The sequence below is a fragment of the Sulfuricurvum sp. genome (assembly GCF_028688295.1).
Lineage (GTDB): Bacteria > Campylobacterota > Campylobacteria > Campylobacterales > Sulfurimonadaceae > Sulfuricurvum.
Map to the genome: position 1 here is coordinate 1 of NZ_JAQTYM010000075.1, position 9,828 is coordinate 9,828.

Sequence of the window (9,828 nt, forward strand, 5' to 3'; positions counted from 1 at the left end):
GGTTGGTGAGCATCATAACAAGGCGGTCAATTCCGATCCCTTGACCTGCTGTAGGGGCCATCCCGTAGCTGAGGGCAATAACGAAATCTTCGTCCATCTCGTGGGCTTCATCATCGCCTGAATCTTTGGCAGCCATTTGTCCCTCGAAACGCTCTAGCTGATCGACCGGATCGTTAAGCTCGCTGAATGCATTGGCAATCTCACGCCCTGCAATAAAGAGTTCAAAGCGATCTGTAAGCTCAGGACGCTCATCATTGCGGCGTGCAAGTGGTGAAATCTCAACCGGATAGTGGGTGATGAAGGTCGGATTGATCAGTTTTGCCTCAACGAACTCATCGAAAAGCTCACCTTGAAGTTGTCCGAGATTTAAGCTTGCTTTAGCTTCGAGGTTTTTGGATTTTAAAAAGGCTAAAATAGCCTCTTTATCGTTGACTATCTCCTCAGGAACTCCACCGATTACACTGAGACTTTTAACGAGTTCAATCTCAGTGAATTGGTCAAAATCAACTTCCAAATCGCCATAAGGAAGACGTTTAGGGAGGTCAAGATGATCAAAGAGGTATCCAAAATATTCTTTAGTAATCTCGATTAAATCTTTATAGGTTTTATAGGCCCAGTAAAACTCGATAGAGGTAAATTCCGGGTTATGGGTAGCATCCATCCCCTCGTTACGGAAATTACGGTTAATCTCAAATACCGCTTCAAATCCGCCGACGATAAGACGCTTGAGGTAGAGCTCAGGGGCAATACGTAGATAGCGGTCAATTCCTAGTGCATTATGATGGGTGACGAAAGGTTTCGCATTAGCACCGCCGGCGATTGGGTGCATCATTGGCGTTTCAACCTCTAAGAACCCTTTGTCTTCAAAAAAACGGCGGGTAAGACTGATAACCTTTGAACGGATATGAAACGTTTTTCGCACTTCTGAGTTCATAATCAAGTCTAGATAGCGTTGGCGATAGCGCATCTCTTTGTCTTGAATCCCATGAAATTTCTCAGGAAGCGGAGAGATCGCTTTTGTGAGGATAGTGAGTTTATCGGCATGGAGGGAAAGTTCACCATGCTGAGTGATAAACGGATATCCGCTCACTTCGATGATATCACCTACTTCGATCAATTTTTTAAAGACATCGTTATAAAAATTTTCGCTCAAATTATCGCGTGCAACATAAATCTGGAGCATTCCGCTTTCGTCTTCAATTTTGAGAAAGCTTGCTTTTCCCATAAGTCGATACAGTTTGATGCGTCCTGCTACGGTGTAATGACGATGCTCATCACGTTTATCTTCACTCTGGAATAAATCAGAGTTGACATTATGAAACTTGTCGATGGTTGTGTTACGTTCTGAGTTGTTTGCATAAGGATCAATACCGATGGCTCTTAGAGCATCGGCTTTTTCGATTCGCTGCTGTACATATTGATTTTCGAATACCAATGGGTTTCCTTTCTTAACAGTTTATTTTTTATTTTTTTCTTGACAGCTTTTGCAAATGCCGTAGATTTGCATGGAGTGCTCTTGCATAACAAAGCCCAGAGCTTCTGTAATTTGTTGTTGACGTCGTTCGATCTCTTCGTCTACAAATTCGGTAATAGCTCCGCATTCGGTACAAATAATATGGTCATGGTGATCTTTTGCACCCAATTCATATTTTTTTCCTTGTGCACCGAAAGAGAGAGAAGTGACCATATCAGATTCTTCTAAAAGGGACAAAGTTCGATAAACCGTTGCAATACCTGTATTGAGCTCAGGATGCTTTTGTTGGATAAGATGGTGAAGCCCTTCTGGTGTGAGATGCTCATCTGAGTTGTAGAGCATCTCTAAAATAACTTCACGCTGAATAGTAAACTTTAATCCATTAGCCTTTAAAAGTTGTTTGAAATCAGCTAATAGTTTGTTGTACTCAATGGTCCGTTCGGTAAAATCGGTGTATGGATTCATTAGTTATTTTCCTTTTTTAGGGTCGGGAAGAGTACTTTCATTCTCATCATCAACTAAAGATTTGACATCATCCGTCTCAATATGTAAAATAAAATCACCGGTTGCAAACATAGGTTTATAAAAAAAGCTATTTGACATTTTTTCTTCAAAATTTTCTCGAATTGCCGTGACACTAAAAAGAGCATAAACGATAATGGAGATAATAAAGAAAAACTTACTGCTTCCGATAACAAATCCTAGAATACGATCGACTGGTCCTAGACCGCTCAAGGCACTGAGTTTTTTAAATCCTGCACCCAAAGCAACCATTAAAAGCCAAAAAATTCCTAATGCAAACACAAAGCCCACTAAATTCGTCGCCGTTGCTGTTTCAAAATGAAAAAGGGAATCACTTAAAAACTTACCGATAATACCACCTATATGAGAAGCGACAAATACACCGCCTACGATACCTGCAAGTCCAAAAACCTCTTTTGAAAAACCATTAAGGAGACCTTTTAACCCTAAGAGTAGGACGATTGATCCAACAGCCACATCAAAATAATTCAAATCCATTAAAACTCCATTTCCATACGGTCTTTACCGTTGCTTTTTGCTCGGTAGAGAGCTTTATCCGAGCGATCGATAACAGAATCGATGGTATCTGTGGCCAGTACTTTTGTTAAACCGATACTCAGGGTGACAGGTATTTGTTGATTTTGAAACAACGGTTTGTTATTACGACAGAGGCTAAGGAGTCGCTCAGCGACCAGTTTCGCCCCTTCTAAATCGGTACGGTTGAGGATAATAATAAATTCTTCTCCTCCAAAGCGATAAACCCGATCCCCATCACGAAGTGCTTTTTTAAAGAGCTTTGCAATAAAAATAAGGACTTTATCTCCGGCAATATGGCCGAAGCGATCATTGATGAGTTTAAAATTATCGATATCAATCATTAGAGCAAAAATTTCAAAATCAAATTTTTCTTTTTCAAGGATAACATTCAAGTGCTCTTGCAATGCATAACGGTTAAATGTTTTGGTTAAAGGGTCCAGTGATGTTTTCATTTCTAACGTTTTAACTTGCGCTAAAAGGCCATTTATAACTTCATTGGCGCGGGAAACTTCATCACTAAGGTGATTTTGAATATCGCTGAATTTTTCAGTAATTTTTCCAAAATCAATAAGAGACCCTGAGGCTGTTTCATTGAGTAATTCAGCCTGCTGATCTGTAATTTCTTCAAATTTTTCATTTGTACGCGAATACGATTCGATACTTTGTTCAGCGAGGGCTTTGTACTCATCTACGGAGGTATCGCGATACGCTAAAAGATCAAATTCACCGGAGGCATAGGCGTCGAGTACTTCGTGTGTTGCGGTAGTAATTAGTTCAGCAAACTCTTTTGCATCGATGGTTGCTTGGCGATTGCTAAGGGATTCTATTTGCACGGAGAGTTCTTTGCAAAAATAGATTAGTAAAGGATTTACTTGGTTGGTATTCACCATAATTACCTTGAGCGCATGTATTGTGAGATGAGCGAAAAAGCTCTTTTTAATCATCAAAAAGGGCAAAATAGAACTCTCTAAAAGTAATGCCATTATACTTTTTCAAACATAAATATAACTTTTGCTTCGCTCAATCAGTCCCATTTTAGGATAAAAGGATAAAATTCGCACACTAACAATTATGGTGCAATAGCACGCAGGAGATGATATGAGCACATGGAGCCGATCAAGCTGGAGAGAAAAACCGATCAAACAACAGCCAACGTATCCCGATCAAAAGGCATTGGAAGAGGTCGATACAAAGCTTCGTAACTACCCTCCACTCGTATTCGCGGGTGAAGCTCGTACCCTCAAAAAAAACTTAGCCGATGTATGTGAGGGGAAAGCTTTTTTACTTCAAGGTGGCGATTGTGCTGAAAGTTTTTCAGAATTTCATGCGCATAATATTCGCGATACTTTCAAGGTTATGATGCAAATGGCCGTTGTAATGACCTTTGCAGGCGGTGTACCTGTGGTAAAAGTAGGTCGTTTGGGCGGTCAGTTTGCGAAGCCTCGTTCTTCTGATATGGAGAGTATTGATGGTGTAAGTTTGCCGAGTTATCGCGGTGATATTATCAATGGCGCGGAGTTTAATGAACTTGCCCGTATCCCTGATCCGAATCGTATGATTCAAGCGTATAACCAATCGGCAGCAACGTTGAATCTTCTCCGTGCTTTTGCTACAGGTGGACTTGCAGATTTACATCAAGTACATGCTTGGAATCTTGGGTTTGTCGGACAAAATGAGATGACGAAAAAATACGATGAACTTTCTCGTCAAATTGATGATTCGCTTCGTTTTATGGCGGCATGCGGAATCACATCCGATAAGTTTCAAACGCTAAGAGAAACTGATTTCTATACTTCTCATGAAGCATTGTTGCTTAATTATGAAGAGGCATTTACACGCCAAGATTCATTAACGGGTGAGTGGTACGATGTATCTTCGCACATGCTTTGGATAGGAGATCGTACCCGTCAGCTCGATGGTGCACATGTCGAGTTTATGCGTGGGATCAAAAATCCGATTGGCGTCAAAGCAGGACCATCTATGGATCCTGAGGATTTGATCCGTTTGTGCGATATTCTTAATCCTGAAAACGAAGCGGGACGATTGAATGTAATTGTTCGTATGGGAGCTGACAAAGTAGCGGATGGTATGCCTGCATTAATTCGTGCAATTGAGAGAGAAGGTAAAAAAGTATTGTGGAGCTGTGACCCGATGCATGGTAATACTATCACCAGTAATGGTTATAAAACACGACCAGTTGATGCAGTGCTTAAAGAAATGAAACAATTTTTCCAAGTGCATAAATCAGAGGGAACTTACGCAGGTGGCGTTCACTTGGAGATGACCGGTAAAAATGTCACCGAGTGTTTGGGAGGATCGTTTGAGATTACTTCTGAAAATCTAAAAAGCCGCTATCACACTCACTGTGATCCACGTCTGAATGCTGACCAATCACTAGAATTGGCATTTTTGATCGCTGATACACTTAAAGAAGCACATCGTTAATATCGATTCCCTATAGTTACTTCTTTTGACACTCAGGGCAAACCCCTGAGATCACTATCGAAACCTCTTCAGCTTGATAATTGCTAATGTCCATAGATGTTTGAAGCAGTGTATTGGGATTAAACGGGATGTCTTTTAACTCTCCACAGCATTTGCACATTACATGTGCGTGTGCCTCTTTTTCAATCTCATATTTTGTTTTTTGTCCTGCAATTTTTACTTCACGAATAAGACTTACGTCCATCATAGTGTGAATATTTTTGTACAATGTTGCGAGTGAAATAGAGGTAAATTTATTCTGGATGGAGTGAAACAATTCCTCGATGCTAATATGTCCTGCAGCAAACATAAGCTCTATAATGGCGATCCGTTGAGGAGTTGCTTTAAGTTGGTAAGATTTTAATAAGTGCTCATGTTTCATAATTCGTTATTATAAACGATTATAGATGAGTAGTTCCATAAAAAAGCTAACGATGGAGGAGTTTTGAAAATAATTTTAAGGTTTCCTCCGAAAGGAAGAAACCTTTAGAGAGATTCGATGACCCGTAGAAGTTCATCGGGTTTATTAGAATATTGCAATGCGATCTCTTTGCTGATCAGTTTTTTACGCAAAAATTCAACAATTTCTTGTGTTTGTGTTGTCATATTTGTAGCGGTTTGATTAAGCTGCATTTGTGAATAAAGCTGATGAACTTTATCTTCACGAATCAAGTTGGCAATCGCAGGATTAGTAATCATCACCTCTTGTGCTGCGATACGACCTCCACCGATTTTAGGGAGGAGGGCTTGAGAGATAACTGCGATCAGTGAGGTAGAAATTTGAGCACGTATTTGAGGTTGTTCATCCCCACCAAAAACGTCGATGATACGGTTGATAGTCTGCGGTGCAGAGTTGGTATGGAGGGTTCCAAAAACCAAGTGACCCGTTTCTGCCGCAGTTAATGCAGCGGTAATTGTCTCTTTATCACGCATCTCCCCAATCAAGATAACGTCAGGGTCTTCACGAAGGGCATATTTGAGTGCTGTAGAGAAGCTTTTAGTATCTGTTCCGACATTACGATGAGAGAAGAGCGATTTTTTGTTACTATGAACAAACTCTACAGGATCTTCGACCGTAATGATATGGCGCGCTTCATTAAGATTGATTTCATTAAGCATCGCTGCCAATGTTGTTGATTTACCGCTTCCAGTTGGCCCGGTGACGAGGATCAGCCCTTTTTCACGCTTGATCAACTCTTTAAAAATTTTTTTCGCATTCAAATCATCAAGTGAGGGAATGGTAACGGGAATGATACGAAAGGCACACGCGATATCATCCATCGTTTTGTAGTAGTTGGCACGAAAGCGTCCAACATCGGGGATAACGATCGAAAAGTCAAGTTCATTCGCCTCTTCAAATGCTTTTTTCTGTTTTTCAGTTAGGAGTGAGTACCCCATTTCCTCAATATCTCGTCCATCAAGAACGGGAAGATTAAGGGCAACGAGTCTGCCATCAATACGAATTTGGGGTTCAGAACGGCTAACAAGATGGAGATCAGATGCTTTATAAGCAACGACACTTTTGAGAAGTTTGTAAATATCCAGTGCTGTATTCATGTGTGAAATAGTCCTTCGTAGAGAGATTCATCGAACCCGATGATCAGTTGATCTTTAAACTCGATAACGGGGCGTTTAATGAGGAGATTGTGTTTCCCCATCCACTCTACCTTTCTCGTATCATCCAATTCGAGTGCTTTGATACCTAAGGTTCGATAGGTTGTTCCTTTGGTATTTAAAAGGGTTGCAAGGGTGGTTTTTTGTAACCATTTTTCGATCTTATCGCCCTCTACTGGGGTGATTTTAAAATCATGGAATGTGTAGGGGATACCTTTGGCCTCTAAAAACTTGAGTGCTTTTTGAACACTTCCGCAACTTTTAATACCGTATACGTGTGTCATGAGTTACTCGATGATTTTCGGAACGATAAAAAAATGATCTTGAGCATGAGGTGCATGGGCTAAAATATCATCATTTATAGCACCATTAACGTTACCAATGTCTTCACGAAGTCGTGTCGATGTATCTGACATCGCGAAGGTAGCATCCACACCATCTGTTTGAAGTTCGGAGAGATTATCTACGAATGAAACGATTTCACTGAGCTGCGAAATCATTTCCGCACGATGTTCTTGAGGGATTTGTAGGTATGAAAGTTTTTCTAAACGTTGTAAAAGTGTTTCATCAATTTGCATGGTTAACCTAAGTCGTGATAAATTTATGAAAATAATTGTACCCAAAAAAAAGGTTTACTAAACTTTAACGTAGGGTAAGATATTATTGCTTTAATTTATGAGTAGAGAAAGACAGGAGCTGTTTTGAGTCTAAAAGAGAATATGGATGCCCTCAAAGAGGAATTGAGTTCTGAAGAAAAGTTTTTTGAAAGTGCCATTCGGACTGAGCGTTTTGTTAAACGGTACCAAAAACCTTTAATTGCAGTTGTCGTAGGATCGTTATTGGCAGTCGTTGGTGCTATTGGTTATCAATCCTATAGCAATAGTAAAATTGAAAGTTCTAATGCCGCTTTTAACGTATTACTCACCAATCCAAGTGATACAACAGCAGAACAAACATTGAAAAATGATAATCCTGAGTTGTATGATGTTTGGAAACTCTCTAGAGGAATTGCGCAAAATGATGTGAGTATTCTTGAAGGGTTGAAAAAATCTGAGACATTTGGTGTTGCCGATATCGCCCATTATGAAGCTGCCGCGATCAAAGGAGATGTTCAAGCATTGGACCAATACACGAAAAAACAAGGTGTATTTTATAAAGATTTAGCACTTTTGGAACTCGCGATTGTCTCTATCGAAAAAGGGGATGTGACTTCAGCGCATCAAAAAATTGCACTCATCAGTGAGGAATCACCACTGTATCAAGTTGCCAGTGCACTTTCTCACTACGGAGTCAAATAATGAGATTATTTACAACTGTTACCCTTTCGATAGGGGCATTAATTCTTTTTTCCGGTTGTTCGCAAAAAGAGGTTTTTAAACCTGAAAATGTCAAAGGGGAATGGCGTAATGCCGGCACTTTGAGTGCTTCAATCGTTCAAACGACCGAATCGGCAGCCCTTTTGAAAAATGGCCATTTGTTGAGCAAATCAGGGGAGAAAAAAGTCAAAATTCCTGAAAATTATCGTTTAATCAATGCAAATGATCATTGGATTATTACTGAAAGTACAGAGGGAAATATTATTCTTTTTCCCGAAGATGGAACGGATGGGAAAGTAACCTTTGAATTTAAGCGAGGTGTTGCTGCGATAAGTGTTCAAGATGACATCGTTGCGGTATTGTTCAGCAATAATGAAATGGCGTTGTATTCGCTTGAGAGTAAAAAATTGCTCTTTAAAGAGAGTGCTAGCGCTCCTATAGCGGTGGATGCCCGCATTGCAAATCCTTATTTTTTAAAAGAGCTGGTACTTTTTTTAACGCTTGATGGAAAGATTGTTATTGTAAACTCCGAAACAAAACAGGTTCTCCGTTCAGTTGTTGTGAGCTCGGATGAGTTTTTTAATAACATCACGTACATGAACGTGATTGACAATCATATGGTGGCATCGACCGGGAGTGCTCTTTTAGCATTATCAGCAAAAGAGGCGCGTGAGAAGTATGAAATTCGTAATATTGCTTACACGGCAGACGGTATTTGGCTTACGACAAAGCAAGGTGAGATTATTGCCTTGAGCCCAACGTTACAGTTTAAAGCAAAAAAGAAATTTCCATTTGCTCATTTTGTAGGGATTAGTGTTCAGAACGACCGTGTGTATGCACTGGAGCAAGAGGGATACATGATTGCATTAACCAAGAACCTCTTAGCGTATGATGTGTATGATATTGATATGGACAGTGACAATAAAATTTTCTTGGGCGATGGACGTTTTTATTTTGACGACCGCTATATCAATCTCAAATAATGTCGAAGGAGCTTGAGGCTTTTATCGAATACATTACGGTCATTAAAGCGCTTAGTCCTCGAACGATCGAGGCCTATGAACATGATTTGAGTGATATCGAGAAATACTCTGGTAAAGCTCTTACTGAGCTTGATTCAAATATTATTTTTCGTATTCTAGGTTCGATCAGTAATAAACGGACCTTGAATCGAAAACTTTCTGCTTTTAATTCATTTTTGGATTTTTGTCATCGTCACCGTTTTGATTCACTCTCTTCTAAAATTGCTCTCTCAAAAGTACCTAAAAATCTTCCTAAATACCTAACGTTTGAGACGATTCAATCGGGATTAATGTTAATAAATCGGAGTGAATGGATAGGTTTACGTGATTATGCGCTGATCCTTTTTTTATACGCTACAGGAGTTCGCGTTAGTGAATGTCTGATGGTAGAGGAGCAAGACATCGAGGGAGAGTGGCTTCGAATCCGTCATGGAAAAGGGGAAAAGGAACGTTATGTTCCAATTGCACAAGAAGCGTTGAAAGCTCTACGAAGCTATCAGGATGCATCTCCTTATCACTCACCGTTATTGTGGCTTAATTATCGAGGTGAGCGACTCAGTCGAATATCCGCTTTTAAAATTGTTCAAAAGTATTTGAATGTTTCTCCGCATGCCCTTCGTCATTCGTATGCAACTGCACTTATTTTAGGAGGTGCTGATTTACGTGTTGTACAAGAGCTTTTAGGTCATGCATCTCTCCTTACTACACAAATTTATACCCATGTACAAAAACAGAATCTTCAAGAGACCGTACACACTTTTCATCCGATGGCAAGAGAATAAAATACGCAAGGTTGCATGAAAAATGCACTCTATGTAGAAACTATTCAATAAGGATGCGTATGCTTCCCCCTATCGTC

At 40.0% G+C, this 9,828-nt stretch carries 12 protein-coding genes; 4 read left to right on the forward strand and 8 right to left on the reverse strand.

What is annotated here, in order from left to right; translation table 11 throughout:
* From lysS to PHR02_RS11760, 4 genes are all read right to left on the reverse strand, one after another.
* Window positions 1-1,435, reverse strand: a 1,435-nt coding sequence (gene lysS / locus PHR02_RS11745; protein ID WP_299992286.1) for a lysine--tRNA ligase, incomplete at its 3' end; no start/stop codon positions are given.
* Between the two features lie 21 nt (window positions 1,436-1,456).
* Window positions 1,457-1,939 (reverse strand): Fur family transcriptional regulator, encoded by a 483-nt coding sequence (locus PHR02_RS11750; RefSeq protein ID WP_299992287.1) that lies wholly within the window; start codon window positions 1,937-1,939, stop codon window positions 1,457-1,459.
* Between the two features lie 3 nt (window positions 1,940-1,942).
* The gene (locus PHR02_RS11755) at window positions 1,943-2,494 is read right to left on the reverse strand and encodes a CvpA family protein (RefSeq protein WP_299992288.1); all 552 of its coding nucleotides are present in this window, start codon (window positions 2,492-2,494) and stop codon (window positions 1,943-1,945) included.
* A complete protein-coding gene (locus PHR02_RS11760) occupies window positions 2,494-3,516 on the reverse strand; it encodes a GGDEF domain-containing protein (RefSeq protein ID WP_299992289.1) in 1,023 nt (340 codons plus the stop codon). The genes PHR02_RS11755 and PHR02_RS11760 overlap by 1 nt, the downstream gene beginning before the upstream one ends.
* Before the next feature lie 115 nt (window positions 3,517-3,631).
* On the opposite strand from PHR02_RS11760, the gene PHR02_RS11765 reads away from it, so the two are divergent.
* Window positions 3,632-4,978, forward strand: coding sequence for a class II 3-deoxy-7-phosphoheptulonate synthase (locus PHR02_RS11765; protein ID WP_299992290.1), 1,347 nt, complete (start codon window positions 3,632-3,634; stop codon window positions 4,976-4,978).
* 16 nt (window positions 4,979-4,994) lie between these two features.
* Here PHR02_RS11765 and PHR02_RS11770 read toward each other — a convergent pair whose 3' ends face one another.
* The 4 genes from PHR02_RS11770 to gatC form a co-directional block, all read right to left on the reverse strand.
* A complete protein-coding gene (locus tag PHR02_RS11770) occupies window positions 4,995-5,399 on the reverse strand; it encodes a Fur family transcriptional regulator (RefSeq protein WP_299992291.1) in 405 nt (134 codons plus the stop codon).
* A gap of 104 nt (window positions 5,400-5,503) precedes the next feature.
* Complete coding sequence (locus PHR02_RS11775; RefSeq protein ID WP_299992292.1) at window positions 5,504-6,574, reverse strand: type IV pilus twitching motility protein PilT; 1,071 nt, start codon at window positions 6,572-6,574, stop codon at window positions 5,504-5,506.
* On the reverse strand, window positions 6,571-6,915 hold the full coding sequence (locus PHR02_RS11780; protein WP_299992293.1) for an arsenate reductase family protein: 345 nt from the start codon (window positions 6,913-6,915) through the stop codon (window positions 6,571-6,573). Before PHR02_RS11780 ends, PHR02_RS11775 begins: the two co-directional genes overlap by 4 nt.
* Window positions 6,916-6,918: 3 nt before the next feature.
* On the reverse strand, window positions 6,919-7,209 hold the full coding sequence (gene gatC / locus PHR02_RS11785; protein ID WP_299992294.1) for an Asp-tRNA(Asn)/Glu-tRNA(Gln) amidotransferase subunit GatC: 291 nt from the start codon (window positions 7,207-7,209) through the stop codon (window positions 6,919-6,921).
* Between the two features lie 123 nt (window positions 7,210-7,332).
* On the opposite strand from gatC, the gene PHR02_RS11790 reads away from it, so the two are divergent.
* From PHR02_RS11790 to PHR02_RS11800, 3 genes are read left to right on the forward strand one after another with little or no spacing between them, the layout of a single operon-like run.
* Window positions 7,333-7,929, forward strand: coding sequence for a hypothetical protein (locus tag PHR02_RS11790; protein WP_299992295.1), 597 nt, complete (start codon window positions 7,333-7,335; stop codon window positions 7,927-7,929).
* Window positions 7,929-8,930, forward strand: a complete 1,002-nt coding sequence (locus tag PHR02_RS11795; protein ID WP_299992296.1) for a hypothetical protein — start codon at window positions 7,929-7,931, stop codon at window positions 8,928-8,930. The genes PHR02_RS11790 and PHR02_RS11795 overlap by 1 nt, the downstream gene beginning before the upstream one ends.
* On the forward strand, window positions 8,930-9,751 hold the full coding sequence (locus PHR02_RS11800) for a tyrosine-type recombinase/integrase (protein WP_299992298.1): 822 nt from the start codon (window positions 8,930-8,932) through the stop codon (window positions 9,749-9,751). The genes PHR02_RS11795 and PHR02_RS11800 overlap by 1 nt, the downstream gene beginning before the upstream one ends.
* The last annotated feature ends 77 nt before the right edge of the window (window positions 9,752-9,828 follow it).

What these genes read in the sequence shown, in the direction of transcription:
- PHR02_RS11750 (WP_299992287.1), bottom strand. Translation starts at nt 1,939, where the DNA reads ATGAATCCATACACCGATTTTACCGAACGGACCATTGAGTACAACAAA.
- PHR02_RS11765 (WP_299992290.1), top strand. Translation starts at nt 3,632, where the DNA reads ATGAGCACATGGAGCCGATCAAGCTGGAGAGAAAAACCGATCAAACAA.
- PHR02_RS11795 (WP_299992296.1), top strand. Translation starts at nt 7,929, where the DNA reads ATGAGATTATTTACAACTGTTACCCTTTCGATAGGGGCATTAATTCTT.
- PHR02_RS11755 (WP_299992288.1), bottom strand. Translation starts at nt 2,494, where the DNA reads ATGGATTTGAATTATTTTGATGTGGCTGTTGGATCAATCGTCCTACTC.
- PHR02_RS11800 (WP_299992298.1), top strand. Translation starts at nt 8,930, where the DNA reads ATGTCGAAGGAGCTTGAGGCTTTTATCGAATACATTACGGTCATTAAA.
- PHR02_RS11775 (WP_299992292.1), bottom strand. Translation starts at nt 6,574, where the DNA reads ATGAATACAGCACTGGATATTTACAAACTTCTCAAAAGTGTCGTTGCT.
- PHR02_RS11780 (WP_299992293.1), bottom strand. Translation starts at nt 6,915, where the DNA reads ATGACACACGTATACGGTATTAAAAGTTGCGGAAGTGTTCAAAAAGCA.
- PHR02_RS11770 (WP_299992291.1), bottom strand. Translation starts at nt 5,399, where the DNA reads ATGAAACATGAGCACTTATTAAAATCTTACCAACTTAAAGCAACTCCT.
- PHR02_RS11760 (WP_299992289.1), bottom strand. Translation starts at nt 3,516, where the DNA reads ATGGCATTACTTTTAGAGAGTTCTATTTTGCCCTTTTTGATGATTAAA.
- gatC (WP_299992294.1), bottom strand. Translation starts at nt 7,209, where the DNA reads ATGCAAATTGATGAAACACTTTTACAACGTTTAGAAAAACTTTCATAC.